Annotated in this window: 20 protein-coding genes and 2 pseudogenes; 11 read left to right on the top strand and 11 right to left on the bottom strand. The window is 68.7% G+C overall.

The genetic code is table 11. The features are described from left to right. The first annotated feature begins 65 nt into the window (after nt 1-65). The gene (locus ACZ7IB_RS33590) at nt 66-1,325 is read left to right on the top strand and encodes an FAD-dependent monooxygenase (RefSeq protein WP_470917812.1); all 1,260 of its coding nucleotides are present in this window, start codon (nt 66-68) and stop codon (nt 1,323-1,325) included. A 1,039-nt stretch (nt 1,326-2,364) separates the two neighbouring features. Here the strand turns inward: ACZ7IB_RS33590 and ACZ7IB_RS33585 are convergent. The 4 genes from ACZ7IB_RS33585 to ACZ7IB_RS33570 all read right to left on the bottom strand — a co-directional run bounded on the left by ACZ7IB_RS33585 (nt 2,365) and on the right by ACZ7IB_RS33570 (nt 4,737). Beyond that, a complete protein-coding gene (locus tag ACZ7IB_RS33585) occupies nt 2,365-2,568 on the bottom strand; it encodes a cold-shock protein (RefSeq protein WP_010982331.1) in 204 nt (67 codons plus the stop codon). A 187-nt stretch (nt 2,569-2,755) separates the two neighbouring features. Then, nucleotides 2,756-3,322, bottom strand: a complete 567-nt coding sequence (locus tag ACZ7IB_RS33580; protein ID WP_470917811.1) for an IS110 family transposase — start codon at nt 3,320-3,322, stop codon at nt 2,756-2,758. An 87-nt stretch (nt 3,323-3,409) separates the two neighbouring features. Beyond that, nucleotides 3,410-4,120, bottom strand: coding sequence for a hypothetical protein (locus tag ACZ7IB_RS33575; RefSeq protein WP_470917756.1), 711 nt, complete (start codon nt 4,118-4,120; stop codon nt 3,410-3,412). Then, nucleotides 4,120-4,737 carry a hypothetical protein gene (locus ACZ7IB_RS33570; RefSeq protein WP_470917755.1) on the bottom strand — a complete coding sequence of 206 codons (618 nt, stop codon included), beginning with the start codon at nt 4,735-4,737 and terminating at the stop codon, nt 4,120-4,122. The genes ACZ7IB_RS33575 and ACZ7IB_RS33570 overlap by 1 nt, the downstream gene beginning before the upstream one ends. 943 nt (nt 4,738-5,680) lie before the next feature. Here ACZ7IB_RS33570 and ACZ7IB_RS33565 point away from each other — a divergent pair. Then, the gene (locus ACZ7IB_RS33565; protein ID WP_470917810.1) at nt 5,681-6,961 is read left to right on the top strand and encodes a phosphatase PAP2 family protein; all 1,281 of its coding nucleotides are present in this window, start codon (nt 5,681-5,683) and stop codon (nt 6,959-6,961) included. Nucleotides 6,962-8,086: 1,125 nt separating this feature from the next. Here ACZ7IB_RS33565 and ACZ7IB_RS33560 read toward each other — a convergent pair. Both ACZ7IB_RS33560 and fusA read right to left on the bottom strand, forming a co-directional pair. Next, a complete protein-coding gene (locus ACZ7IB_RS33560; RefSeq protein ID WP_470917754.1) occupies nt 8,087-9,529 on the bottom strand; it encodes a hypothetical protein in 1,443 nt (480 codons plus the stop codon). Nucleotides 9,530-10,138: 609 nt separating this feature from the next. Continuing rightward, the gene (fusA, locus tag ACZ7IB_RS33555) at nt 10,139-12,238 is read right to left on the bottom strand and encodes an elongation factor G (RefSeq protein ID WP_470917752.1); all 2,100 of its coding nucleotides are present in this window, start codon (nt 12,236-12,238) and stop codon (nt 10,139-10,141) included. A gap of 643 nt (nt 12,239-12,881) precedes the next feature. On the opposite strand from fusA, the gene ACZ7IB_RS33550 reads away from it, so the two are divergent. Then, nucleotides 12,882-13,514 (top strand): class I SAM-dependent methyltransferase, encoded by a 633-nt coding sequence (locus ACZ7IB_RS33550; protein WP_470917751.1) that lies wholly within the window; start codon nt 12,882-12,884, stop codon nt 13,512-13,514. A 39-nt stretch (nt 13,515-13,553) separates the two neighbouring features. On the opposite strand, the gene ACZ7IB_RS33545 is transcribed toward ACZ7IB_RS33550, so the two are convergent. The 3 genes from ACZ7IB_RS33545 to ACZ7IB_RS33535 form a co-directional block, all read right to left on the bottom strand. Then, nucleotides 13,554-13,880: a hypothetical protein gene (locus ACZ7IB_RS33545; protein ID WP_470917750.1), complete on the bottom strand. Its 327-nt coding sequence runs from the start codon at nt 13,878-13,880 to the stop codon at nt 13,554-13,556. Nucleotides 13,881-14,000: 120 nt separating this feature from the next. Then, on the bottom strand, nt 14,001-14,873 hold the full coding sequence (locus ACZ7IB_RS33540; RefSeq protein WP_470917809.1) for a DUF2510 domain-containing protein: 873 nt from the start codon (nt 14,871-14,873) through the stop codon (nt 14,001-14,003). Between the two features lie 102 nt (nt 14,874-14,975). Further along, nucleotides 14,976-15,440, bottom strand: a complete 465-nt coding sequence (locus ACZ7IB_RS33535; RefSeq protein WP_470917748.1) for a TetR family transcriptional regulator — start codon at nt 15,438-15,440, stop codon at nt 14,976-14,978. Between the two features lie 72 nt (nt 15,441-15,512). On the opposite strand from ACZ7IB_RS33535, the gene ACZ7IB_RS33530 reads away from it, so the two are divergent. From ACZ7IB_RS33530 to ACZ7IB_RS33500, 7 genes and pseudogenes are all read left to right on the top strand, one after another. After that, nucleotides 15,513-15,977 (top strand): class I adenylate-forming enzyme family protein, encoded by a 465-nt coding sequence (locus ACZ7IB_RS33530; RefSeq protein WP_470917746.1) that lies wholly within the window; start codon nt 15,513-15,515, stop codon nt 15,975-15,977. Next, a complete protein-coding gene (locus ACZ7IB_RS33525) occupies nt 15,974-16,753 on the top strand; it encodes a crotonase/enoyl-CoA hydratase family protein (protein WP_470917745.1) in 780 nt (259 codons plus the stop codon). The genes ACZ7IB_RS33530 and ACZ7IB_RS33525 overlap by 4 nt, the downstream gene beginning before the upstream one ends. A gap of 216 nt (nt 16,754-16,969) precedes the next feature. Continuing rightward, nucleotides 16,970-17,215, top strand: a pseudogene (locus tag ACZ7IB_RS33520) (LD-carboxypeptidase); the annotation flags it as partial. Nucleotides 17,216-17,337: 122 nt separating this feature from the next. Continuing rightward, nucleotides 17,338-18,072 carry a FadR/GntR family transcriptional regulator gene (locus ACZ7IB_RS33515; protein WP_470917743.1) on the top strand — a complete coding sequence of 245 codons (735 nt, stop codon included), beginning with the start codon at nt 17,338-17,340 and terminating at the stop codon, nt 18,070-18,072. A gap of 161 nt (nt 18,073-18,233) precedes the next feature. Then, a complete protein-coding gene (locus ACZ7IB_RS33510) occupies nt 18,234-19,001 on the top strand; it encodes a (Fe-S)-binding protein (RefSeq protein WP_470917741.1) in 768 nt (255 codons plus the stop codon). Beyond that, a complete protein-coding gene (locus tag ACZ7IB_RS33505; protein ID WP_470917740.1) occupies nt 18,998-20,557 on the top strand; it encodes a lactate utilization protein B in 1,560 nt (519 codons plus the stop codon). Before ACZ7IB_RS33510 ends, ACZ7IB_RS33505 begins: the two co-directional genes overlap by 4 nt. Then, on the top strand, nt 20,554-21,186 hold the full coding sequence (locus ACZ7IB_RS33500) for a LutC/YkgG family protein (protein ID WP_470917739.1): 633 nt from the start codon (nt 20,554-20,556) through the stop codon (nt 21,184-21,186). Before ACZ7IB_RS33505 ends, ACZ7IB_RS33500 begins: the two co-directional genes overlap by 4 nt. Nucleotides 21,187-21,234: 48 nt before the next feature. On the opposite strand, the pseudogene ACZ7IB_RS33495 reads toward ACZ7IB_RS33500, so the two are convergent. Next, nucleotides 21,235-22,305 (bottom strand): annotated as a pseudogene (locus ACZ7IB_RS33495) (DUF2264 domain-containing protein); the annotation flags it as partial. Between the two features lie 106 nt (nt 22,306-22,411). Between ACZ7IB_RS33495 and ACZ7IB_RS33490 the strand changes: the two are divergent. Further along, nucleotides 22,412-22,675, top strand: coding sequence for a hypothetical protein (locus ACZ7IB_RS33490; RefSeq protein WP_470917738.1), 264 nt, complete (start codon nt 22,412-22,414; stop codon nt 22,673-22,675). A 23-nt stretch (nt 22,676-22,698) separates the two neighbouring features. On the opposite strand, the gene ACZ7IB_RS33485 is transcribed toward ACZ7IB_RS33490, so the two are convergent. Beyond that, nucleotides 22,699-25,656, bottom strand: a complete 2,958-nt coding sequence (locus ACZ7IB_RS33485) for an alpha-L-fucosidase (protein WP_470917736.1) — start codon at nt 25,654-25,656, stop codon at nt 22,699-22,701. Between the last annotated feature and the right edge of the window lie 38 nt (nt 25,657-25,694).

The raw sequence follows: 25,694 nt of genomic DNA, 5'->3' as shown, positions 1-25,694 counted from the left end.
TCGCGGAACTCGGCTGCCGGGCCCTGCGTTGTGCTTTCCAACGACAAGAGAACGGGGGATGGCCGATACGAGTCATCATCGTGGGAGGGGGCATCGCGGGGCTGACCTGTGCCCTGAGCCTGCACGCCGCAGGCTTCCGTCCGCAGGTGAGGGAGGCGGCACGGACCATCGAGGCGGTCGGTGTGGGGATCAACCTGCTGCCGCACGCCGTACGGGAACTCGCGGAACTCGGCCTGGCCGATGAACTGGCCGCCATCGCGCTGCCCCCGCACCGGCTGAGCTACCGCGACCGGGCGGGCGAACCGGTGTGGGAGGAGGCGCTCGGTCTCGCGGCCGGATACCGCTGGCCGCAGTACTCCGTACACCGCGGCCGTCTGCACCTGATGCTGCTGACGGCGGTTCGCAAACGCCTCGGGACGGACAGCGTCCGCACCGGCCTGTCGTTCCAGCGCTCCGAACAGACACCGGACGGCGTCCGGGCCCACTTGCTGGACCGGACCAGCGCAATGCCGGTGGCCGAGGACGCCGACGTGTTGATCGGCTCCGACGGCATTGACTCCGCGGTCCGCGCCCAGTTGTACCCGTCCGAAGGCCCCTCGCACGGGAACGGTGTCCACATGTGGCGCGGGGTCGCACCGTACCCGCACATCCTCGATGGCCGGTCGATCGTGGTGGCGGGCGGCACTCCTGGTGCGAAGTTCGTCGCCTACCCGATCGAGGACCCGGTGGCCAAGGGCGGCGAAGCCCTGATGAACTGGGTGCTCGAAGTACGTCGTGGAACGCGTGCCGAACCGCTGGACCGCTCGAACCGCCGCATCACGACGGCGGAGGCCCTCGCGGGCGTGGCGGACTGGAGCCTGCCGTGGGTCGATCTGGCGAAGCTGGTCGAGCGCTCGTCGGCGATCTTCGAGTACCCCAGGCTCGACCGCGATCCCCTGCCGCGCTGGAGCTTCGGCCGGGTCACGCTGCTCGGTGACGCCGCACACCCGATGTTCCCGATGGGCATGAACGGCGGATCACAGTCCATCGTCGACGCCCGGGTGCTGGCCTGGTGCCTGGCCCGCGAGCGCGACCCCGCGACCGCGCTCCGCCGCTTCGACACGATGCGTCGGGCAGCGGTTAACGCGATCGTCCTGGCCAACCGCGAGTTGGGACCGGAAGCAATCATCGCCCGGGCGGCGGAGCGCGGTGGGGCGCTGCCCGTCGACGAGGCCACAGCGGTGGCGACCGGCTACAAGGAGCTGGCCCAGGCGACAGCGTCACAGGTCAACTCCCGTGCCTCGTGGACGGTTTCGGCGGGCGAGGCTGCGGACCCGGCGCGCTGAGGACGCGCCCGCGAGGGGCCTTCGTGTCCGTCGTCAAGCGGGGCATGGGGGCGGTGTTCGCAGGAGGTGCGGTTGCGGAGCACGCTGCCGTCGTACGTTCACGATCTCGCGCATCTCGTACCGGCCCGTATGCCCGATGGCCGAAGAAACTTCGTCAGTGCACAGGGGTTGCCCATCCGGCAATCCTGATGCCGCCTCTTGGGTGACCGGATCCTGCAACGCTGATCGAACGCGTCGAGCCTCTCGCCTTCGAATCCGTCCAGCGCGCACCGGGTTACACCGGCCGCATGCTGAGAGACAGCGGGATCTCCACGAACTCCGCCCGAGCCACGTCACGGCAAGAGCCTGGATTCCGGGTACGCAGTCGGCTCCGAAGAGCATCACGCCCCTACCACTACCGCGTCGAGGAAGTCCCCCCGTTCCTTCCTCGTCGATGGTTCGAACAGCATCTCGCAGGCTTCACCCAGCGACTCCCCGACTCCACCTACGGCGACGACCGCCTGGTACGTCGAGGAGCCTCGCTCAAGCTTGCGGAGCTGGTCGCGGGCCGCACGTGGCCCGAGTGCGCGGAGGCAGCAGACCGGAGTGCACAAAGGCAAGGTCCACACTTGCTCCTCCCAGGGACCTGAGAGAACTCCCGTCAGCTCACCTGTCTCGTATCGCCACGACGAATCGAGACTGAACCACAGGTCTCATGAGACAGATCTGAGCAGCGGAAAGAAGACCTGCGGTAGTTCCCGGCCCACGCGCGGAGTAGAATAATCTGCCGGGTGCCGCCCACTTCCTCTTCGGGGACAGCTGTTTGGGACGAGCAGTGTCACAAGCCCCGGGAAGCCAGCGGTCGTCTGCGGCAGCGGGCGGCCCGTCAACTGCTGGATCAGCAAGTGCTCGCGCGAGCAGGGGCGTCGGATCACCCGCTCCAGCAGGATGCACCTCCAGGCCGCTGTCGGCATTCAGTACCGGACGGCGGCCAGCTCCAGAACGCACGGAACCCGCCCAGCGGTTGTCGCGGGGCGGGTTCCGTGTAGGTGCAAGCTGCTCAGGCGGGGGTGATGTTCTCCGCCTGGGGGCCCTTCTGGCCCTGGGTGACGTCGAAGTTCACCTTCTGGCCTTCCTGGAGCTCACGAAAGCCCGAGCTGGCGATGTTGGAGTAGTGGGCGAAGACATCGGGGCCGCCGCCGTCCTGCTCGATGAAGCCGAAGCCCTTTTCCGAGTTGAACCACTTGACGGTTCCGCTGGCCATTTTGCCCTCCAAGGGGACTGGAAGTCGGCTCCCACATCGTGCGGGAACCGGAGGTGATCGCCTTGGTCCTCAGAGACTCTGAACAGCAGAAACGCCCGTGGTAACGCTCACGGGCGACCAGTACTTCGGAACCATGACAGCTGACGCTGACGGTACACCGGTAGTTCCGCCTTCATGGCGGGAACGCTCAAGTGAGGAGAATCTCAAGCCGCCACATCCCAGGCTCCGGTGCCTCGCCGCATGGGATGGCCAGCAGCGCGTCGGCCGGTTCGAGCCGACCAGCCAGGTCTGCTCGGAGTGTGGCCAAGGACGTCTCCAAGCCCCCGGCAGATCCGGGAATGGTTGTGCGCCGCCTGCAGATGCGGTGCACGGCACGGTGGTGGCGCGTCCTGACAACACCGCACGGGCAGCCGCGTCCGCGTCGACCGCATCTGTCTTCCCGCGCTTGCGCCGGGTGGCACGGGCTGGTTGCTTCCACGACGCCGACGCCTTCCCGGCGCAGGGACCGTGTCAGCGCGGTTCCGTAGGATCCGGTGCACTCGACGCCGGCCCGATGCAGGACGCCGAACGACCGTCCCCAGGCCAGTAGTTGGCGATATCCAGCGGCGGTTGCCGGGAACTCCTGGTGGGCGAGCGAGGCGCCCGAGGTAGTGATGACAGCGGCGACATGGACGTCTTTGTGGGTGTCCACTCCCAGGATCACCTCCTCCGCCGGGCCCGGGACTCGCTGTTCGTGCAGCGTCGGCTGGGGCATGCTGGTGACGGTCACGAGGCTCCCTGGACTGGGTCTGGTGGCTGACACCGGTCCGGTGGGCGACCTGGGCGAAGAAGGCGAGTTCGCTCATCCGAGCCGCCCGTTCCGTGGCTGTGACGGGTTCCTCAGCTGCAGGCTGGCGATTCGGTCCTCGACGGTACCGGGCCAGTGCGGGTTGGGCAGGCCGTCGTGGGTCATGTGCTCCCTGCGCCACAGGCACGGCCACAGGTCCTGTTCGCGAGGGTGGAGGCAGTGCGGCTGGCCGCAGGCGCAGGAGCGCTGTACCGTTCCGCAGCTGCGGCACAGGTCGATGAACCCGTGGCCGGTTGAACGGGACACCGCGGGCAGGCCGCTGCCGCAGTCCGCGCAGCCGGGCAGTGCTTCGCCATTCGCCAGGCTGATTTGGCGGCGGACGAACTCGGGCAGGGCCAGGGCAGGATGGCCGAGCGGATCGAGCTGGATGTAGTTCTGCTGCCCGTGGCGGTGCCACCACGTGCCCGGGCGTCGAGGGCCCCGCTGACCGGCATGCTTCTCGCGTCGCCGCCGCTCGGCGTACCGGGCGTCCTCGGCCAGCCGGGGCAGGCGGGCCTCGTGGAGCTCGTTCACCGCACGTTCCAGAGACTCGGGATCGGCGTCGAGGTCGCGTGGTATCGCGGCGCTGACCGTCAGGTGGTGGTACGTGGCGCGGAAGCCGTACGGGGCGTACAGAGTGAGGCAGGCCCGTAGTGCCGCGTGGCGGCGCCGCACCGGAAGCGTGCAGTCAAGCACGAGCCGGCGGTGCGTCAGGAAGCTCGCCATCAGCTCAGCTTTCGCAGTGGTGCGGTGATTGCGAGCGACCGGTCGACCGCACTGACCAGTGCCTGCGCCGACTGGGGCGCGTGCTGCTCGGCCCATGCTGCGACCAGGAGGAGGAAGTCCGCGAGGTCCTGCTGGACCCCGGCGAGCAGCCGGGGGAGCTCGGTCCGGGCGACCTCGATCACGGGGCCCGGGTGCTCGCCGTTCGGGTGGAGCCGGACGGTGTCGCCGAGTTGTTCGGCCCACGGTGTCGGGTCGTGGCCGAGCCACAGCTCGCTTCCGTCGGCGTTCTCCAGCCATCCGCGCCAGTCCTCCAGTCCGCAGCAGCAACCGGGCGTCAGCGTCGTGCCGGTGCCCGTGTCCTGGACGCGGAGCCCTCCAGGGGCGACGAACCCCTCCTCGTGCAGCAGTGAGCTCAGGAAGGCGTCGGCCGGGTCGGTCAGGTGGTCTTCGACCCGGCTGGAGTTGTAGCCGGCCATGGTGGCTATTGCCGTGCCGACCTGCTCATCGCTCAGCGTGCCGTTCAGTGGGGTGAGGTGGTGCGGCGGTTGCTCGGCGACCGGCCAGAACTCGAAGCCGGGGAGCGAGCCGGTCTCCAGCACGGGGTGTATGACGATCACCGGCCCAGTGTCGCGGACACCTGCCCCGGGCGCCGCCGAATATCAGCGCCACTGGTGGTTGGCTATGCAGGTGACAACGGAGAGCGTTTGTCGGCAGATACGGAGAGCGGCCGCTTCGTCCAGGACGCTCAAATGTTGCCGAGTTCTGATTGGGCGTTTGATATTGATTCGCGATGGGTATTTCAACCCGCTTTGCCGTATTCATCGCCAACGTGCACAGCCTGAAATGCCGGAAACTCCGCACTGGCGGGAATCTTCCGCTCCATTACTAAACCAGACGGAATCCAGTGCCGAGAAGTGGATTGAACGGGCACACGGGGCGGCGTCCGGAAGGCCGTGAAGGCGCACGTAAGGTGTGAATCAGCCCGAAGATCGTTGGTCGCAGGAGCGACTTAGCACCACAATCCATCCCTAAACGCCCACTCAGGAATCGGAAGGCGGCCTTTCGTGCGTCCGGGGGCGTGGTGGTCGCAGTGTGATCGCATGCCCGGGTTGGGGCTGGTTCGCGGTGGGTGGGCAGCATCCGACAGAGTCAGTGGCCCCCTGGTGTGGCTGAGCGCTGTAGGTGGCCAGTCTGAGCACTCTCGTTGGCGACTGTCCGCTGTCGGCGTCGCTCGCGCTGTCCTCGACCGCCACTGTCGCCGTCGAGCTCGCCCCGACACCCGCCCTCCCGTCCACCGAGCCGCCCGCGCCGCCCCAATCCGGGGCCGTGCGGGCCGCGCGGCGTTTCATGTCCGCCGTGGCTGCGGGAAAAGGGGAGCTGATCGCTGTATTCGGCGTACCTGTGATCAGCGAAACCCACCCGTTCCGTTAGCATGTTCGAGCTCACAACGATCACATAGAAATATGACAAAGTAGCTGAAAATTGATATCTACGGTAACGCGAGTGGTTTCGCGAATAGACGGCAGAACTAGGTTCGCTGCATGGCGTCAACCACGCGTCATGCTGTGGGTCGCTGTGAGTGTGGCGGCCCTCGGATTCCTCATTGCACTGGAGGTCGCCGCGCGTCGGTACGGCGAGCCGGGGCCGATCACCGACCAGGCGCGAGAGGTGATATTCGCCCCCAAATCGGGGACGGTGTTGTACGTCAGTATGGCGTTGATGATGGTGGTGCTCACCTGGCGGCAGCGGTTCATCGCGGCCGGCGCCGCGATCGGCATCGACGTCGTCTTCTGGCTCGTGCGGTGGGCGGTCGACGCCGAGATGATGTTCGGCAACGGCGCGTTGTGGGTGACTTTGGCCTGTGCCGTCATCGCTGTCACGCGCCGCACCGGCCGGGACCGTGTCCTGCTGCTGAAAGGCGTCGGACTGGCCCTGCTGCTGGTGGCCGGTCGCAAGACCGGCTACACCTGGCTGCTGATCACGTCGAAGACCCGCCCGGCGGTGCTCGACCAGTACGTGGCAACCGCCGATCATGCGTTGGGCAACCCGTCGTGGCTGGTAGGCCGGATTGTCGCGGCTACCGGCTCGGTCGGCGCCCACGTTCTCGACTGGGTCTACATTCAGCTCGCGGTGGCCGCGGTCGTCGTCGCGCTGTACCAGCTGCGCAACGTGGCGGTCGAGCGTCGCTTCCCGGGCCATCATCTGGTGCGTACGTTTCTGGTCATCGGCCTGCTCGGGCCGGGCATCTACATGATCTTCCCGGTGGTCGGACCGATCTTCGCCTACGGCGCGGACGGGGGGCACTGGGCGGTGGCCAACCTGTGGCCGGACACGCCGCCGGTCGGTACCCCGCACCCGATGCTCTTCGACGAGATCACCCCGCGCAATTGCATGCCCAGTCTGCACACGGCGTGGGCTACCGCGATCTTCATTCATTCCCGCAAGGGCCCGCGGGCTCTGCGATTCGCAGGCGCGTTCTGGCTGATCGCCACGCTCGGCGCAACGCTGGGCTTCGGCTACCACTACGGCGCGGACATCGTCGCCGGTGTGGTGTTCACGCTCACGATCGAGACGGCGCTGCGCTCGCTCGACCGCGGCTGGGACCGGTCGGGAATCCAGCTGGTCGTCTACGGCGCCGCGGTCTTCGCTGGGCTCTTGGCGTCGTATCGCTATCTGTCGGTGGAGATGGCCGGACATCCGTGGGTGTTCGGGCCGCTGCTCATTCTGGCGATGACCTCAGTGGTCTACGGCTACGTACGGACCACCAAGCTGTGGGACCGGAAGGCCGCGTCGGCGTATCTGCCGGAACCGCGACGCGAACCGCAGCCCGAACTGGTTTGAGTCATGCTGCAGCGGGTCGTGGGCTGAGCGCCTCCCGGGTGGGGCCGGGAGTGTGGCTGAGCGCCGTGGTTGGCCAGTCTGAGCGCTCTCGTCGGCGACTGTCCGCTGTCGGCGTCGCTCGCGCTGCCTTCGGCATCGCCACGGGCGCCGTCGATGGAGGCCCGGACGCATGGGGCATGGGGCTGGTGGTGGGGACCCGTCCGGATGCTCCTGTTGCCGGCCTGTGTGAGGTCAGCGCGCGGCGGGCTCGATCGCGGCCTGTTTCCGGGCCGGGATCAGGCGGGGGCGGGGTTCAGTTGAGCTGCCCTTGCTGGCGATTCCCCGACCTTGTTCCGGCGCCCCTTCGTCATGCGGCCGGTGAAGGACTTCATCTCGAAGACGTGAAGTCCGCCGGCGTCCGCGCCGGGTACTGGTCGCTCGACCAGTACCGACCTCCAGGGGTGACCGGGGCCGGGCTTGGGGACCAGTTGGGGACCGCAGGGTATGCCCGATGCCGCACAGTGTGCCTCGCCATGCACGATCTGCGTCCGTAAAATATGTGATCTATCCGGAAAATTCCCCTGGCTCGCACTCCTGGGGGTCAAGGTGTCGCAGGTTCAAATCCTGTCGTCCCGACAGAGATGTCGGAAGGTTCCGCAGGTGAGGGGCGCTCTTCGGAGCGCCCCTCACGCATGGGCGGAATCGTTCCGGGAGCCCTCTTCCGCGCCCAGTGCTCCCATCGCTCCGAGTCGCCGTCGGCGGCGTCCCTTCACATTGATTGCCGATCGCCCGATCCTGGCCGGTTCGCGGTGCTCCCGACCGGTCGGACCTGATGGCGGCTGCACGGACCGGTTGCCGACTGTGCCCGGGAACACGCGCACGGCACCCGCATGCGTCCGAACGCAGGGCCTTTTCGCTTCCGCCGCCTGATGACGGCGGGCCGCCGCGCCCGCCGCCCGTCCGCGCCTGCCCCTGGGCCCCGAAGCGCAGGACCTGCGAGGAAGAGCGGCCCGCCGTCCACCGGCAGGCCGCGCTGCTCACCGCCGTGCTGCGCGACCCGGTCCGAGTGCGTGCGTACGGGCAGGCGCGCGGCGCGTGCCCGTGTCACGCCCTGATCGGCGCATGCCCGTCGCGCCGCCCTTCAGGTCAGTTGCCCGCCGTCCACAGAGCCGCCTGCGGGGCCGACTGTGTAAGCGTCCTCTCGCCCGTCCAGTCGATGAAGGAGGTGCCGGGCAAATAGTCCTGTTGGAGGAAGAACGCCCGTGTGATCCGTGTGACCGTCACGGACGCGCCGGTCTCCTGGACGGGCGTACGCAGCCCGACGACCTCCGCGACGTCCGACGGCTTCGCCCCCACAGGCAGCTCGACCGTGGTCGCCGCCGCGCCATTGCGGGTGATGGACCACGAGGCGACGTCGTGGTTGGACGTGTACAACTTGTCGCTCCCCTTCAGCCGCACCCCGATGGACAGGCCCACGTTACCGGCCTGGTCCGACGGCGAGGTCGTGTGGGACACCGCGAGGTACAGGTAGGTGCGCTGATCGCCGAGGTCCGGGGTATCCGGGTCCGAGGGGGATTCGATCTGGCCCTCACGTGTCATCTCCTGCCCCATGATGGGGTAGAGCCACGGATTCGTGTCCATGATGTGCTCCCGCGTCCGACCCGCGGGCAGCGACTCGATCGGTGCGAGGGAGAACCGCATGGGGTCGTCGACCTTGTCGCACAGGTTGTTGTTGGAGGTGCAGGTCTCGAGCAGCGGGCGGCTGTTCTCGTACGCGCCGGCGAAATTCAGCGTTTGGTGGTTGGGTGCCTGGTAGACGCCCGTGCCGGGGACCGGCTTGCCCTCGGCGTCGACTTCGACGCGGTAGGCCCACTCGATGTCGGTGGTCCGGCCCCAGCGTGCCATCAACGCAGGCGAGTTGGTGCCGCCGTCCTCGTTGCTCCAGATCACCGTGTACTGGATCACCTTGTGGCCGGCGGTCTGCGCCGGGGAGATCTCGTGATAGGCGAAGACCGGGGTGTCGGTCGTGCTGCTCTGGAACCGATCACCCAGATCCGGCAGGTTCCGGCCATAGAGTACGGGGGCGTTCTTCAGCACGAGTGCCTCATCGCTCTCCTCCCCGTACATCCGGACCGAGACGTCGTCGAGCTGCGCGCTGTTCGCTCCCTGCGGAGAGCGGTCGTCGGCGAAGCGGAACCGCAGCTTGTGCGGCCCCTTCTTGAGGTGGCCCAGGGTGAAGCTGCGGGTGATCGGCTGATCCGAGGGGATCACGATGTCGGTCGCGTAGCGCCCGTCGACGTATGCCGATACGACCGCGGACTCGCTGCCCTTGATCCCCCAGGAGACCCCGGGCGCCCGGGAGTTCAGCGATACCACAGCCTCCCCCGCCCGATCCGCGACGAAGGGCAGGGTCCGTGCGGGCTTGCCGCGCTTCACGGTGACGTTGGGTGTGTCCGCCGTCCGCACGTCTGTTGCCGCGGCCGGAGGTGTGAACAGCCCGACTGCCGATACGGCAAGGAGGACCGCTGCCGCGCCGCTCCCCAGCCCGACCGAGGCGGTACCGAGCCGTGACACGCGAGTGTCGTTCATCGTTGAGTTCCTTTCAGGTCTTCTTACGCATGAAGCCTTTACGAGGGTGCAGCAGGCCGGCGTCGGCCGGGCCATGTGAACGCCAAGCGCAGTTGAACTTCCCGGTCGGCGACGTCGTGACTTCGCACAGGTTCCAAGAGGGTGAGCCAGGCGCGGTCACGGCAATGCGATGCCGTGCACGACGCCGTCCTGATCACCCACCACCAGAGTGTTGTTGACGACCGCGGGGCTGCTGAAGGTGAAGGCGTTTCCGCTCGTACGCCCTCGACGTCGCCACCGGAGCGCTGCGGTGGACGCGCGGGGCTGGGCTCCGTCACGAGGCCGACTATCTCGTCGAGGTCGACGGCGACTTGGACCACCCCGCCCTGGAATGGTCCAAGCATTCTGCCTACGGCTGGTTCGGCCCTGACAACCTCGCTCGCCTGAGAGAGAATCGCGCGCCCGGAGAATTCTTGATCCACGACCTGATCGCGCGAGCTGTGCAAGACCGCCCGGAGAGTTCCTCACGCGGGCTGGAGCGGCGTGGAGGACATGTCCTTCACGCAGAGACCCTGGTCAACCACAAAGGAGACTTCGTGGGCTGGTCATAAACCAGGGCCTTCCCCGGTTCTACCGGTCCGGTGTCCCGCGAGGCACCGCGCCCGGCGCCGGGGCGTAACCGGTGGCACGGCTGGTGAACGTTCCCCGGCCCTGGGTCCGACTGCGCAGCCGGGTCGCATAGCCGAACAATTCGGCCAGCGGCACGGTCGCGGTGATCACCGACGTGCCGGCCCGCGCGGTCGAGCCCGAGACCCGTCCGCGCCGTGCCGCGAGGTCGCCGAGCACCCCGCCCACGGCGTCGTCCGGCACGGTGACCGTGACCTCCACCACCGGTTCCAGCAGCACCATCACGCTGTTGCGCAGCGACTCACGGAGCGCGAGCCGGCCGGCCGTCCGGAACGCCATCTCCGAGGAGTCCTTGGAGTGGGTGGCCCCGTCGGCCAGCGTGACCCGCAGCCCGGTCACCGGGTGTCCGCCGAGGGGGCCCTCCGCCAGGGCATCCCGGCAGCCGGCCTCCACTGCCCGGACGTACTCCTGCGGCACCCGGCCACCGACGACGGTCGACCGGAACACGAAGTCCACTGCATCGCCACCGCCGTTGTCACCGGCGGCTTCCAGCGGCTCCACATCGAGGACGACATGAGCGAACTGGCCGGCACCTCCGTCCTGCTTGACGTGCCGGTACACCAGTCCGGACACCCCTCGGACGACCGTCTCCCGGTAGGCCACCTGCGGCCGGCCGACGCCGATGTCCAGCCCGTGAGCACGACGGATCTTCTCCACCGCGACCTCCAGATGCAGTTCCCCCATTCCGGACAGCACCGTCTGACCGGTCTCGGAGTCGGTCCGGACCGCCAGCGAAGGATCCTCCTCGACCAATCGCGCCAGCGCCGACACCAAGCGTTCGGTGTCGATGCGTCTGCGGGCCTCGACCGCCACGGAGACGACCGGATCGGCAACGGAGGGCGGTTCGAGAACCAATGGCGCCGCGGGTGTGCACAGGGTCGCCCCGGCACGGGCGGCTTTCAGTCCGATCACCGCGACGATGTCCCCGGCCACCGCCTGGTCCACGTCCGAGTGCTGTCCGGCCTGCACCCGCAGGATCCGGCCGATTCGCTCGTTGCGTCGCGCGCCCACGTCCAGCACCGCGTCCCCCTTCCGGATCGTTCCCGAATACACGCGCAGATAAGTCAGCCGCCCCGTGGCGGTCGAGTTCACCTTGAACACCAGCGCGGCGAACGGTGCCGCCGGGTCGGCGGACCGCTCCTGCACCGCGCCGTCCAGGGTGCCGCGTACCGCCGGCACATCCAGCGGCGAGGGCAGGTAGGCCACGACGGCCTCCAGCAGCGGCTCGATCCCTCGGTTGCGGTAGGCCGAACCGCACAACACCACAACGCCCTCACCGGTACGGGTCAGGTCGCGCAGCGCGGCGGCCAGAGTCTGTGCGGAGACCGTCGACTCCGCACAGAACTCCTCCAACGCGACCGGATGGAGTTCCGCCACCGTCTCCTCGAGCAGCCGACGGCGCCGGTGAGCCTCTTCCCGCAGGGCGTCCGGCACCCGGCCCTCCTCGAACGTGGCGCGGCCGTCGGCCCAGACCAGCGACCGCATACGCAGCAGATCCACCACCCCGGTGAACCCGTCCTCCTTTCCGATCGGCAGCTGTACCACCAGCGGGACCGTGTGCAGCCGCGCCCTTATCGACGCGACCGCCGCGTCGAGGTCGGCACCGGCACGGTCCAGCTTGTTGACGAACGCGATTCGCGGCACCCCGTGCCGATCCGCCTGCCGCCACACCGACTCGCTCTGCGGTTCGACCCCGGCGACAGCATCGAACACCGCGACCGCGCCGTCGAGCACCCGCAACGAGCGCTCCACTTCGTCGGAGAAGTCGACATGGCCAGGGGTGTCGATCAGATTGATCCGGTGGCCGTCCCAGGCGCAACTCACCGCAGCGGCAAAGATGGTGATCCCGCGGTCGCGTTCCTGGGAATCGAAGTCGGTGACTGTCGTCCCGTCATGGACCTCGCCCCGCTTATGGGTGGTGCCGGTGAGGTACAGGATCCGTTCGGTGACGGTGGTCTTGCCGGCATCGACGTGGGCGAGGATGCCCAGATTACGAACGCCGGTCAGTGGACTGGTGAGATGACGGTGCAGGTCGGTACGCACGGCCCATGGCCTTTCGGGGTGATCCGGATCGGGTCGGCGCGATTCCCGGACGAACCGGCCTGTGGTCAGGCCCCGCAGAAACCCCTGATGCGGCGCACCGCATCGGTGCACAGCCGCTCGGGCTGCTCAACGCCGCCAAGAAAGGGGTCAGTTGTTCGTCACGGACATCCGGTGCCGGCCGCGCAGCAGGCACCGGGCACACGAGGACACCAGGATCACCTCGTACCGCGACTGGGGGACAACAACAGCGGTGCGGTAACGCACGGCCGGTCTCCCCTCACTCGTCACGGTGCGCGCTGCGATGTTGTTGCAGCGTGCGATTGGTGGCGAGTGTAGTGAACCCGGTGCCGGCAGTTCACCGGATTTTTCTGCCTGACGCCGTATCCGACGACCCACGCATCGGACCGGGTCGGCTCCTCCTCCCTGGCCATCGGCGGCGGGGAGATCTCGGACTCGGTCCCGGTGTGCAACCCGGAGGAGATCGGGCAGGTCTGGCGGCGAACGACGGACGATCCGTTCCCCTCGTTCGCCCACTGGGCGTCCTGATCCCCCATATGACGTGCCCCGATTGGGCGTTGAAGGCCGCTGCGAAAGATGAAACGATCCCGAGGAAGCTGCCAGGGCAACGGGAGGACCCACATCGATGGACGAGGACCACGGCCACCCGGCCGCGCAGGTGTTCGACGCTCTGGGTGCCGAGTACGAGCGGGCGTTCGCCGACTCGGCCACCCATCACACCTCGCTGAACCGGCTGTTGGAGCACATCGCACCGCACAGCCGGGTCCTGGACGTGGGCTGCGGAACAGGCCGGCCGACCGCGCAGACCCTGGTCGACGCCGGTCATGATGTGCTGGGTGTCGACGTGTCGCCCGTCATGGTGGACCTGGCGGCCCGGCAAGTGCCCGGTGCGTCCTTCGAGTGTGCCGATATTCGCGAACTTCCCCTGGACGAGGGGAGTTTCGATGCGGTCTGCGTGTACTTCTCGTTGCTGCAGATGTCCCGCGGCGACCAGTCCCGACTCCTGGGGAAGCTGGGGCGACTGCTGGCCCCCGGAGGCCACCTGGTCGTCGCGACGGTGCCGCTGGACGTCGAGGACGTCAGCGTCGTCTTCATGGGACAGAAGGTGCAGGCGACCAGTTTCGGCGCCGACGAATTCACCGAGCTGGTCGCCCGGGCCGGATTCACGGTCCTGTGGGAGCACAGCAGCCTGTTCACCCCCGCCTGCGAAGCAGCGGTGGCCGAGCCCCAGTTGTTCCTGCACTGCCGACGGGCCTGACATACCGCGGGCCTGCCCGGAGGACAGGCCCGCGGTATGTCAGTGCTCGCGCAGAAGCACCCCCGGCCGCCGTGGGCGACGTACCCCGGGGCACCGCTGCACAAGAGCGCCCGGGCTCTTGCAGGCGTTCAGCGGGCCCTTCCACCTGCGAAGCGCATGCCTGCCGCATCTGCGCCACTGCGCGGGCGAGATGGGTACGGGCTGCCCACCCCTGGTGACCATCGCGTTGACCGGCGTCATCGGATCCGTCGCCATGGTCTTGGCCAGCAGCACGCCGATCACCAGCGGGGCCAAGGTCACGGCCAGGGCCGTACCGGCTGTGGCGACGTGCTGCATGCGGGGGCGGGGCGGTGCGTCAGGAGCCATGGGTGTCATTCGATCAGCGATGGACCGGTGAGGAATCGGACGACGTACTCAGTCCGGTCGTCCTTTCGTACTCACCGGTGTACGACGCCCGCCCCGCCGACGGATCGTCCCGCCACGCTCCTACGCGGTGGTGCCGGGACCGGAGCCCGTTCCCGATGCGGCCTTGATGCCCTTGGTGATGTCGTCCATGACGGAGAGCTCCGGCGCCTTGGTGTTGATGTCGAAGCCGGAACGGACGACGATCAGTGTGTCCGTGGAGCGGGGGGACGGGAACGCCAGCGACTGGACGTACCCGTCGTCGCCGCTCTTCGTCACCACTTTCCAGCGCACCAGATAGCCCTGCTCACCGGCCACGGTGACCGGCCCCGACTTGAGCTCCTGATGCGAGGTGATGCCTCCGTAGATCTTCTCGCCGTAGGACTTCGTCGCGTTGGCGGAGATGTCCTTCGTCGCCGTGGCCTTCGCCGTTGTGGTGTCGAGCTTCAGAGCCTTCGCCGGCATGGAGAACACCCCGCCGCGCACGCACTCCTCGGACGTGTCGCCGGGACAGGGGTACTCGCCCGTGGTCACTCCCGCGCCCGCGATCCCCGACTTGCCCGTCCAGCCGTCGGGCACCGGGAGGCTGATTCCGCTGACCAGGTCCGTGGCGTAGCCGTCCTCGGTCTGCGGTACCTGCTGCTCGGGTGCCTGGCTCTCACCGCCGCCTCCGGGTGCGCCCGGCCCGCGGCCGGGCGCACCGGAAGGTGCGGTGGACGGGGCAGTGGCCGCGTGCTCCTTGGAATCGCCGGAATCGTCCGACAGCAGGAAGAGGCCGCCCCCGATGGCGGCGAGCACCACCACACCTGCGGTGATGCCGATACGCATCCGGCGGCGCCGGATCGTGGCGGGCGGCACGCGGAGATGGTCGGTCCACTGGTTGCCGTCCCACCAGCGTTCCTGAATGGGGCCAATTCCTGTATACCCGGGGTCTGGATGCCAGCCGGGCGGGCTCATCTGGGTCACGCGGCCCACCGTAGAACGGTTGCGTGAGAATCAGATGAATCCATTGGATCAGATGAACCGGGTGAGTCGGGCGAACGTGGTGAATCACGTGAATCAGGTGAGGAAGCGCTCCGCCCACAGCCACAGCATCTCGTCCCCGAACGCCGGGTCCTCGCGCAGCACGCTGGTGAGCGCCAGCCCTCGGTGCAGGACCAGCAGCGATTCGCAGAGCATGGCGAAATCGTCGCGCGCAGCGACCTTTGGCCCGAAGATGTCTGAGATCACGGCGCGCTGAGCGGCGCCCACCTCCCGTTCCGCGGGCAGCAGGGCCACCTTGAGGCCGGGATCGGTGCGGGCCGCGAGCCACAGCTCCAGGCCCGCGAGAAAGTGCGGTCCCGACATCGCGGTACGCAGCAGCGCGAGCCCGTGCTCCGGATGCGCGGCGCCCCCGTCCGTCTCGGCGCGGATGTGTGCGACGCGCAGCTCGGCGACATGGTGGGTCGCCGCCGCCAACAGGTCGGCCTTGGACGCGAAGTGGTGCAGCAGCGCGTCCCGTGACACCCCGGCCCGGCCGGGCACCCGGCCGTCGATGCGCAGCTCGCCCTCACCGACGAGGGCGGCGCCCCGGTCGCGGCCGGTGAGATCGGCGAGGTGCGGGTCAAGGCCCCCTTCGCCATGACCGGTTACTACAACGAGCCCGGGCTGACCGCGCAGAGCCTCGACCCCGACGGCTGGGTCCGCACCCGCGACCTCGCACGCTTCGACGACCGTGGCTACCTCCACCTCGTCGACCGCAGCAGCGACATGATCATCACAGGTGGCTGCAACGTCTACCCGCGAGAGGTCGAGGACGCGCTCGCGAGCCACCCCGCCGTCGCCCAGTGCGCCGTCGTCGGCGCCCCCGACCCCACCTGGGTCGAGGCCGTCACCGCCTTCGTCACCCTGCGAACGGGGGCCGAGGTCTCCGAAGCCGCACTTCGCGAACTTTTACGTGCCCGGCTGGCCGGGTACAAGGTTCCGAAGGCCGTGCACTTCGTGGAAACCATTCCGTACTCCCCGGTCGGCAAGATCCTCCGCCGGGCACTGTGCGACCCCCTGTGGGAGGGCGAACGATGAGTGAAAATCCTGCGGTACGGATTGAGCGCGACGGCCCCGTGTTCACGGTGATCCTCAGCCGGCCCGAGGTCCGTAACGCCGTTGACGGTCCGACGGCGGACCGACTTGCCGATGCCTTCCGTCAGTTCGAGGCCGACCCGGATGCGGCCGTCGCCGTGCTGTGGGGCGAGGGCGGCACGTTCTGTGCCGGTGCAGACCTGAAGGGCATCGGTACGGAACGCGGCAACAAGGTCGTAGCCGAGGGCGACGGGCCGATGGGCCCGACCCGGATGCGCCTGAGCAAGCCAGTCATCGCGGCGGTCGCGGGGCATGCGGTGGCCGGAGGGCTGGAGCTGGCTGTCTGGTGCGATCTGCGGGTGGCCGAGGACGATGCGGTGTTCGGGGTGTTCTGTCGCCGCTGGGGGGTGCCGCTGGTGGACGGCGGGACCGTGCGGCTGCCGCGTCTGATCGGTGAGAGCCGGGCCATGGACATGATCCTCACCGGGCGGCCGGTCCTGGCCTCCGAGGCGTACGCCATCGGGCTCGCCAACCGGATCGTCCCGCCGGGTGAAGCCCGCCGTGCGTCGGAGCAACTCGCCCGGGAGATCGCCGCGTTCCCGCAGCTGTGTCTGCGCCACGACCGGCTCTCGGTGCGCGAGCAGCACGGTCTGAGCGAGCCGGACGCCCTGGCCTCGGAGTACCGGCACGGCCTGGTGCCGCTGACTGCGGGGGAGACACAGGCCGGTGCCGACCGCTTCGGGGGCGGCGCGGGCCGCCACGGGTCCTTCGCCGACTGAACGGCGGGTCGCCCCGCGGGACGGGTGCGGCCTGAGTGACCAGTACCCGGGCTGGTCCGGACAAGAGGAGAGGGGAGCCGTTGGCATCCGTCGCCGGGCCAGGAGCGGGCTCTCGGCTTCGCTCCTCGGCCGGTCAGCAATGCTGATGCCGGTCGACAAACCGACCGCGGCGGAAAATTCGACGGAGTCCGGATGCGTCGGCACGTACGCTCGGAGGAGCCGCGTACCTTCGACTCCGAACCCGAGATGCGGCCCTGTGACGGCTGGATCTGGCACAACGCCGACGGCCGGGCCGTCCAGGGCGCGAGCTGGGGTGGCAACCTGGAGATCCTGTCCTGGCTGCTGATGGCCGACCGTGAGATCCAGCCGGTCGCTCCCTATGCGGGCAGGGTGCTCTTCCTCGAGACGTCCGAGGAGAAGCCGTCCGCCGACGAGGTCTACCGGATTCTGCGGAACGTGGGGGGAGCGGCGGGTCCCGCATGACCGGCTTTTGGTCCGACCATACGTGATGTGTGACATAGTTGGAGGTCGGGCAGCAGATACGACGGCAACCGGACGATTCCGGCCGAGGCAGGGGGTGACGGATGCCCGTCGAGTGGCAACCCGTACGGCAGTCCCGTACGCATGAACTCGTGCTCCAGAGCATCGAGCAGCGGGTGTTCGCCGGTGAGCTCAGGGCCGGTGACCGGCTGCCGCCCGAGCGTGAGCTCGCGCCCGCTCTCGGGGTCAGCCGGTCCGCGCTGCGTGAGGCGCTGAGGGTGCTGGAGACCATCGGGGTGCTGGTCGCCCAGCCGGGCCGGGGGCCGGACGCCGGGGCGCGGATCGTACGCAACCCGGACGACGCCCTCGGCCGGCTGCTGCGTCTCCACTTCGCCCTGGGCAGCTACAGCCTCCATGACGTCCTGGAGGCGCGCGTCGTGCTGGAGAGGTCGAGCTTCGAGGCGGCCGCGCGGCATGCCTCGAGGGAGGACCTCGATGAGGCAGAGGCCCTGGTCGTACGGATGGGGGTGCCGGATGTCGAGGTTCCCGAGTTCAACGACCTGGACACCCGGTTCCATGTGCACATCGCCCGCAGCTCCGGCAATGAGCTGACCTCCACGCTCACCTCCGCCGTACGCGAGTCGGTGCGCCCGCTGATCCTGCGGGCCCTGGAGGAGGCCAAGGACTGGCCGGCCACGGCCGCCGCACTCAACGCGGAGCACACCGAACTCCTGCGGCTGGTGCGCGCGGGCAAGGGTGCGAAGGCCGCCGACCTGGTCGAGCAGCACATCCGCAGCCTCCATGGCACGCTGGTCGACGAGAGCTCCGAGCGGCTGTAGGAACGGTGATCGCCGACCAGTGCGCCGGTCTTCGAGAAAAGAATTGTCAGGAGCATGACCACATTTCCGCTGCTCCGAGCGGCGCGCCGTCCCCTTTAGGTTCCGGACCGAGGCTAGTATGGTCGGACCGTAAAAAATGGAGAATCGATCGGAGAGACCCCATGCGCATCGGACTCTTCGCCACCTGTCTGGGAGACACGCTCTTCCCCGAGGCGGTGAAATCGACTGCGGTCCTGCTCGCCCGCCTGGGCCATGACGTGGTGTTCCCGCCGGGGCAGACCTGCTGCGGTCAGATGCACGTCAACACCGGATACCAGCGTGAACCCGTGCCCCTGGTGCGGAATTTCGCCGAGCAGTTCGGTGACGCGTCGATCGACGCCGTCGTCATGCCGTCCGGATCGTGCGCGGGCTCGGTCCGGCACCAGCACGAGATCGTCGCCGAGCGGTACGGGGACGCGGCGCTGCGCGCGGGTGTCGCCACCGTCAAGGCCAAGACATACGAGCTGTCGGAATTCCTCGTCGACGTCCTGGATGTGACCCAGGTCGGGGCGTACTTCCCGCACCGCGTGACGTACCACCCCACCTGCCACTCCCTGCGCATGCTCCGGGTCGGCGAGAAGCCGCTGAAGCTGCTCCGCGCCGTCGACTCCATCGACCTCGTCGAGCTCCCCGATTCCGACTCCTGCTGCGGATTCGGCGGCACATTCGCCGTCAAGAACGCCGAGACGTCGACGGCGATGCTCCAGGACAAGATGCGCAACATCGCCACCACCGGAGCCGATGTCTGCACCGCGGGCGACTCGTCCTGTCTGATGCACATCGGTGGCGGACTCTCCCGTATCGCCTCGGGCACCCGCACCCTGCACCTCGCACAGATCCTCTCCTCCACCCGCACCTCGCCGTACGTCCCGACGGAGGCCGTCCGATGAGCAGCACCTTCCTCGGCATGCCCGCGACCCCGCCCCGTTCCCCGTACGGAACGGGAAATCTGCGCGGCGACCGGACGTTCCCCAAGGCCGCCCACGACGAACTGCGCAATGAACAACTGCGCCGCAATCTCGGCAGGGCCACCCACACGATCCGCGCCAAACGCCTGAATGTCACCGGCGAACTGCCCGACTGGGAAGAGCTGCGCGACGCCGGTTCGGCCATCAAGACGGACACCATGAACCGGCTCCCCGAACTCCTGGAACAACTGGAGCGCAAGGTCACTGAGCGCGGCGGCACCGTCCACTGGGCGCGCGACGGAGTCGAGGCCAACGAGATCGTCACCCGGCTGGTCAAGGCGACGGGCAGCGGCGACGTCATCAAGGTCAAGTCGATGGCCACCCAGGAGATCGGCCTCAACGAGCACCTCGAATCGGTCGGCATCACCCCGTACGAGACGGACCTGGCCGAACTGATCGTCCAGCTCGCGCACGACAAGCCGTCGCACATCCTGGTACCCGCGATCCACCGCAACCGCGACGAGATCCGGCAGATCTTCCTCAAGGAGATCCCGGGCGTCGACCCGGGCCTCGACAACGTACCCGCGCATCTCGCCGCCGCGGCCCGCGCCTATCTGCGCGAGAAGTTCATGACGACCAAGGTGGCGATCTCCGGCGCCAACTTCGGTATCGCCGAGACCGGCACCCTCTCTGTCGTCGAGTCCGAGGGCAACGGCCGCATGTGCCTGACCCTGCCCGACACCCTGATCACCGTCATGGGCATCGAGAAGGTGCTGCCGCGCTATCAGGACCTCGAAGTCTTCCTGCAGTTGCTGCCGCGCTCCTCCACCGGAGAGCGGATGAACCCGTACACCTCGATGTGGACCGGTGTGACACCCGGCGACGGACCGCAGGACTTCCATCTGGTCCTGCTCGACAACGGTCGCACCGCCGCGCTCGCCGACCGGATCGGGCGCGAGGCGCTCAACTGCATCCGCTGCTCGGCCTGTCTCAATGTCTGCCCGGTGTACGAACGGGCCGGCGGTCATGCGTACGGATCGACGTACCCCGGACCGATCGGCGCGGTCCTCACCCCGCAGCTCGCCGGGATGCACGCGGCCAAGGACGACCCCAACAGCTCTTTGCCGTATGCCTCCAGCCTCTGCGGTGCCTGCTTCGACGCCTGCCCGGTCAAGATCGACATTCCGTCGCTGCTGGTCGAGCTGCGCCACCAGCACACCGAGCAGTCCGGTACGACGGTGGAGAAGCTGGCCATGAAGGCGGCGGCCGGAGTGATGAAGAGGCCGAGGCTGTTCACCGCCGCGCAGAAGGGTGCGGCGATCGGCCGCATCGTCGCCGGGCCAGACGGGAAGATCTCGCATCTGCCGCCGCCGTTCAACGGCTGGAGCGACAGCCGCGACACCGCCGCCCCGCCGAAGCAGTCCTTCCGCTCCTGGCTGGCATCGGCCGAAGGCGCCGCGACGATGCGGGCCGCCGCCGACGAGCACGAGAAGAACCAGAAGAACCAGAAGAACCAGAAGAAGGAGGAGGAGAAGTGACGACCGCTCGCGAAACGGTGCTGGGCAGGATCAGGGACGCCCTGGCCCTCGCCCCGACGCCGGACACCACCGTCTGCCGCGCCTACCGCACCGGCCGCAGCCTCCCCGACGACGAGCGCCTGGCCCTCTTCACCGACCGGCTCGTCGACTACAAGGCGCACGTGCGCACTTGTACCGCAGACCGCACGGCGCAGGTCGTCGCCGAGGTGCTGCGGGAGCGCGGCGCCCAGCGGATCGGTGTGCCGGCCGGACTCGACGCGGCGTGGCTCGACGCGTACGACGGTGAGGTCCAGCAGGACTCCGCCGACATTCCGGCTCCCCGGCTCGACGCGTTGGACGGGGTCGTGACCGCCTCGGCCGTCAGTTGCGCGGAGACGGGCACCATCTTTCTGGACGGCTCACCCGACCAGGGGCGGCGGGCGCTGTCCCTCGTCCCCGATCTGCATGTGTGCGTCGTCGATCTGTCGACGGTCGAGGCCGGGGTGCCTGAGGCGGTGGCCCGACTGGTGCCGGAGCGGCCGACGACGCTGATCAGCGGTCCTTCGGCCACGTCCGACATCGAACTGGAGCGGGTGGAGGGTGTGCACGGTCCGCGCACACTGGCCGTGGTGATCAGGACAGACATGTAGGGACGGGCGGGGTTGCGCGGCCCCGTGGCCGCGCAACCCGTCGGGTGCTCACCCGTGCGTGACCGTCAGCGGCTCAAAGCCGATACGTGTCGTCGCCGCATCCTCCGCCCAGCAGACCTCCACCACCGTGTCCCCCTCCACATTCACCCCGCTCACCACCGCATCGAGCGGCGCCACGGCGGGCTCCGCGGTCAGCGAGGCGAGCGCCACCAGCACTGCCGTGCCCTCAGCAGCCGCGGACAGCCGAGGCACCACCGCCCAGCGCGTGTACGCCCCGCCCTGCGGGGCCCGCATCCCGTCCCGTGTCTCCCGGCCGTGCAGACCGTGCAGCGCGGAGGTCACCGCGTCGTCGCGGCCGGTCGCCCAGCCCGTCTGCTCCACCCGGGCCCCTGCCGGCGCGCCGAGCACGCGGTGCACCCGCAGCTCGTACCGGCCGCGGACCACAGTGACGCTCTCCACCCGCATACCCGGCACCATCGGCGCACCGGACGTGAACACCGGGCGGCGCCAGGAGGCGGCCCAGCCCCAGCCGTCGCCCCCACCGGCGCCCAGCGGGCGGATGGCACGGAGACCGCTGCGCACCCCGGCGACGACCACGGCCAGATGGTTGTCCGCCATGTTCGCCTTCGACGCGGGGCCGGTCACCGTGGCGTACGACTGACGGCTGTACAGCGGATCGTCCTGCACACCCGACTCGCCTTCGTGCGGGCGCACATGGTCGCTGCCGTGGTTGTGCAGCCGTACGATCCCGTCCGCCCGGGTGGACTGCACGAGCAGCCCGGGCGCCGGCAGTGCGAGCACCCGGTCGGGGCCCTCGCTCGGCGCGGGCTCCTCGGCCGCGGTCCACAGCGGATGACCGTCCGGGGCGAGCAGCGAGACGAAGGCCTTGGATGCCCAGTACGGCGAGGCGGGGGCCGAGTAGTTCTGCAGCGTCGCCTCGTGAGGGCCGTGCCGGCCCAGGCTCAGCAGTCCGTCCGTACCGGTCGCACCCCGGTCCAGGAAGTAGCGCAGCGACCCGTTGATCACCCGACGCGAGGCGCCGGGCGTGAGCGGGGTGTGCCCGGTGACGGCGCCGAGCGCGACCGACGAAGCGGCCGCGAAACGGTAGCCGGCCGACTGGGGTGCGATGTGCAGGGCGATCCGCATCCCGGACTTATTCGGCTTCCCGGCGCTGCTCTCGTACCAGTTCCTCTTCGGTCTTTCGGCCACGGTCTGGGCCATCTCCATGACCACCACCCAGCAACTGATCGCCCCGCCCGAGCTCCAGGGCCGGGTCGCCGGGGTTCTCCAGGCCGCACTCATCGGTACGGTGCCGATCGGCGCATTCGGCGGTGGCGCGCTCGTCTCCTGGCTGGGCAGCATTCCGGTGCTCACAGGCGGGGCGACGGTGGCGCTCATGGCCGCCGCCTGCCTCTGGCTCCCGAACCGGACGCCCGGCATGCAGGACGGGGCCGGCATACGTCAGGGGCCGCTGGAGAACGGCCCCTGACGCCACTGCCACGCCGACGACGGCTACGGACGTCCCAGCGACACCCGGTCGAGGTCGGGTGCGGACGCCTCGTCGTTGTAGATCCTGACAGTGTTGCCGCCCGTATCGAGTGTCACCGGAACGGACGTCGTCTCGGGAGTGCTGTTCCCGATTCCGCTCACCGCCGCCTCGACCGGCGCACCGCCGTTGACACTCACGAGGAACGAACGGTCCCCGTTCACCGTGTAGTCGAGGAAGAGTGTGTACGGTCCCGCGCTGTCCACGGTGACATCCTCGAACGTGACGTCGGCGGTGGCGCTTTTGCCGATGTTGCGCACCTTCTCACCTCCGGAGCAGGGCGAACAGCCGGTGAGTCCCGCACTGCCGAGCGCATTCCTGGAGTCCTCGGCCTCGCGCATGAACACCCGGTCCGCCGGGCGCGGCCGGACGCCGACGCTCTGTGACACCTCGTGCGGCGTGCCGAGCGTCAGGAAGCGCGCGGTGACCGGCACCGTGGTAGAGGTGACATCCGCTCCGGGCGGCGAGGTGAGTGTCCAGCTCGCCTCCAGTGTCTGACCCAGCCGCATCGACGTCGCTGCTGCCGGGCCGCCCTCGACCGACCAGCCCGTGGGCACCTTCGGGGCGAGCTCGACACCGTCGAGCGCGTCGTCGGCGTCGAGCCTCAGCTTCGCCGTCACCTCGACGGACTGCTGCCCGGGGCCGGCCCATTGCAGCCCGTGCGGCTCGACCGTCATCGTCGTCCTGGGCACGTACGACGCCGGCGGCAGAGGTCCTACCGTGATCCGGTCGAGGCCGGGCCCCTTGGGTGCCTTGCTGAACACCTCGACCGTGTTGGCTCCGGCGCGCAGGGGTACGGAGAGCGCCGTGGATCCCGGTACATCCGGATTGCCCGCGGCCACCGGTACCCCGATCGCCGCCCCACCGTTGATCCGTACCGAAAGGGAGGCTGCCGACCCTGCCGTGTGGTCGAGCTGGAGCCGGTAGTCACCGGATTCGGCGACCGTGACACCGGGGAACGTGACGGAGTTACGGGCTCCGCCGCCGAACCCGACGAGCCGGGCCGAGCCCGAGCAGGCCCCGCACGCGGACGCCCGTACGCCACCGTGCCGGTCGTTGCGCCGCGACTCGGCCTCCAGCGGCATCCGGGCCGAGCCCGACACAGGTGATCCGTATGCCACCTTGATCTCATCGATCCTGAGCCTGCCGAGGAAGTCCGGAGCCTGCGGACCGGCCCAGGTGTTCAGCACATCCAGCTTGAGATAGCGGGTCCTCTGGTCTCCGATGTCGATGAACTGCACGCCACGGGCGCTCGGCAGAGCGCCGGAACGGACGCTCCTCCAGTGCTCGCCGTCGTCGCTCACAAAGACCCTGAAGTCCTTGATACGCGCGGAGTCCTCCGGCCTGCCGAACGTCGAGCGTGCGTGGGTCGGTGACCACTCACTCTGATTCACCGCAAGAGACGTCGCCTTCCGGCGGCCCCCGAGATCGATCGTCACGGACACGGGAAGCCGTGCGTCACTGTCCCAGTAGTTCTGGAATTCCCCGTCGACGAGGTCTCCGGCAGGGTGTCCGGCGAGCGAGGACGAGGCGGTGGCCCGCAGGGACTTCTGCGGATAGTAGGACTCCTGCCGACCGGACGTGTCGACCTTGAACACGGTGTCGTACGGGTCCCAGTCGTGGATGCCGAGGATCGTCAGGTAGCCGCCGGACTGGCTGAAGTCCATGGCCCTGCCGGTCCGTACATCGGTCACCTCCATGGCCCGGTAGCCGTTGTCGCGCAGCCGGACCATGTCGGTCCTGGGCCGGGTCACCACGTGCACGTACTGGGTTTCGGCACCGGGACCGACGGTGATGACGCCATGCGCGCCGTCGTTCCAGAAGCCGGGCTGCATGCCGCCGTACATATAGCCGCCGCCCTCGGTGCCCAGCAGCGACGACCGGATCGGCGCGGTCCATCGGGCCATGAAGTCGTTGTACTTCTGCTGGCTCGGCGGGAAGGTGCCGTTCACCATCGCCGTCTCGGCCATCAGCGACTTCATGGACGATCCCGCGTTGGTGATGTAGCGGCCGGTGCTGAGCCGGAAGTCCACCGGATGGTCCTGGCCGTCGTACCACCAGTCGCCGCTGGTCGGCAGCTTGTAGTCGCCCTCGGAGATGCGCGGCATCGGTGTGAACGCGGCCGACGGATAGTCGTACGACGGCGTCATCCCGGTCTTCTGCTCATTGCTGACCGTGTCCATGATCGGCGTGTCCTCGTTGTTGTTGGTCAACAACCAGGACGGCCGCTTCACCCGAATCTGCTCGTAGAGCTGGTGCTTCTCCCAGTACTCGTTGTCGTTGTCGATCCAGAACCCGGCCAGGTCCGGGTAGTTGTCCATCACCTCGAAGAACTGGTCGTAGCTGAACCGGCCGAAACCCTCCCGCGTCGTCAGGTCGACCTTCTCGCCCTTGTACGCGGAGTAGGCGTCCGAGTCGAGCGTCTGCACACCCGGTACCTCGTTGTGCCACTGCGGGTCGTCGGTCATGTACAGCATGATCCGGATGTCCTTCGCCTTGCCCGCCCTCACCAGCTCACCGAGGAAGTCCCGCTCCGTGGAGCAGCTTCCCGGGATCTTCGAGGGCCAGGGGCGTGCGTAACCGAGCCTGCTGTGGAAGGTCGCCAGGACGATGTACGAGGCGCCGAGCTTGCGTGCCTCGTCGACCCAGTAGTCGGGCGTCCAGCCGCCGTCGGTGACGTCGCGCTCCCACGCCTTGCAGTCGACATGGCGGGGCGCGGTGAACATGCCCCAGTGCAGGAACAGGCCGGCCGTGGAGTCCCGCATCCACTGCTGCCGCGGATGTTCGACCTCGGCGGTGGCAGCGGGTGCGCCGATGAGGCCCGTCGTCACCGCGAGGGCCACGGCGACACAGAAGAGTCGCCATCTCGCCCAGACGGATGGTGTGTGTGGAGGCCGGGTGCGGCTCTGCGGTCCGAATGCCATGGCCGTCGCTCTCTCGCTGGGGGCCGGTGTGGTCGGAG

This window comes from Streptomyces sp. NPDC037301, assembly GCF_055602785.1.
The sequence above is the reverse complement of the archived record's forward strand: the minus strand, read 5'-3'. Positions and strand labels throughout refer to the sequence as shown.

Coding starts and splice junctions, on each gene's coding strand:
- ACZ7IB_RS33545 (WP_470917750.1), bottom strand. CDS start 13,880: ATGGCTCCTGACGCACCGCCCCGCCCCCGCATGCAGCACGTCGCCACA.
- ACZ7IB_RS33560 (WP_470917754.1), bottom strand. CDS start 9,529: ATGAACGACACTCGCGTGTCACGGCTCGGTACCGCCTCGGTCGGGCTG.
- ACZ7IB_RS33550 (WP_470917751.1), top strand. CDS start 12,882: ATGGACGAGGACCACGGCCACCCGGCCGCGCAGGTGTTCGACGCTCTG.
- ACZ7IB_RS33485 (WP_470917736.1), bottom strand. CDS start 25,656: ATGGCATTCGGACCGCAGAGCCGCACCCGGCCTCCACACACACCATCC.
- ACZ7IB_RS33540 (WP_470917809.1), bottom strand. CDS start 14,873: ATGAGCCCGCCCGGCTGGCATCCAGACCCCGGGTATACAGGAATTGGC.
- ACZ7IB_RS33580 (WP_470917811.1), bottom strand. CDS start 3,322: ATGCCCCAGCCGACGCTGCACGAACAGCGAGTCCCGGGCCCGGCGGAG.
- ACZ7IB_RS33510 (WP_470917741.1), top strand. CDS start 18,234: ATGCGCATCGGACTCTTCGCCACCTGTCTGGGAGACACGCTCTTCCCC.
- ACZ7IB_RS33565 (WP_470917810.1), top strand. CDS start 5,681: ATGCTGTGGGTCGCTGTGAGTGTGGCGGCCCTCGGATTCCTCATTGCA.
- ACZ7IB_RS33515 (WP_470917743.1), top strand. CDS start 17,338: ATGCCCGTCGAGTGGCAACCCGTACGGCAGTCCCGTACGCATGAACTC.
- ACZ7IB_RS33585 (WP_010982331.1), bottom strand. CDS start 2,568: ATGGCCAGCGGAACCGTCAAGTGGTTCAACTCGGAAAAGGGCTTCGGC.
- ACZ7IB_RS33575 (WP_470917756.1), bottom strand. CDS start 4,120: ATGGCGAGCTTCCTGACGCACCGCCGGCTCGTGCTTGACTGCACGCTT.
- ACZ7IB_RS33490 (WP_470917738.1), top strand. CDS start 22,412: ATGACCACCACCCAGCAACTGATCGCCCCGCCCGAGCTCCAGGGCCGG.
- ACZ7IB_RS33525 (WP_470917745.1), top strand. CDS start 15,974: ATGAGTGAAAATCCTGCGGTACGGATTGAGCGCGACGGCCCCGTGTTC.
- ACZ7IB_RS33505 (WP_470917740.1), top strand. CDS start 18,998: ATGAGCAGCACCTTCCTCGGCATGCCCGCGACCCCGCCCCGTTCCCCG.